This is a genomic window from Ruegeria sp. AL12, from assembly GCF_056540885.1.
In genome coordinates, this window is the sequence record NZ_JBQFXN010000182.1 from 1 (window position 1) to 570 (window position 570).

The following is a 570-nucleotide window of genomic DNA, read 5'->3' on the forward strand; positions in this document are numbered from 1 at the left end:
CGATCTTGGGGCCGCCTATGAACTGGTTGGCCCCGCCTCCGTCGCCAAGATCCTGATGACCAGCGGTTCAACCTCGGCCCCGAAAGGGGTCATCACGACCCAACGCATGATGTGTGTGAACCAAACCATGCTGGCCGACGCGTTGCCATTTCTGCGCACGCGTCCGCCCCGAGTGGTCGATTGGCTGCCATGGAACCACGTCTTTGGCGGATCACATAATTTCAACATGATGCTCGCCAACGGCGGAAGCTTCTACATCGACGACGGCAAACCGGTAGCTGGTCTGTTTGAGAGGACGCTGGAAAACCTGTCCATGGTCACCGGCACGCTCAGCTTCAATGTTCCCGTAGGTTACGGCATGCTGCTGGGCGCATTGCAGCGGGATGGCAATTTGCGGCGGCGGTTCTTCGAAGAACTTGATCTGATCTTTTATGCGGGCGCTTCACTGCCACAGGACATCTGGTCTGGATTTGAACAGATGGCGCTGGATGTCAAAGGTGAGATACCGCTGATGACCTCGTCCTGGGGGCTGACCGAGACAGCGCCCGCCACAATGATGCAGTCCGAGCC

General features: G+C 58.2%; 1 protein-coding gene. It reads left to right on the forward strand.

Going from position 1 to position 570, the window contains the following annotated elements:
- On the forward strand, window positions 1-570 hold a 570-nt coding region (locus ACR0C6_RS22105), incomplete at both ends, for an AMP-binding protein (protein ID WP_480621338.1).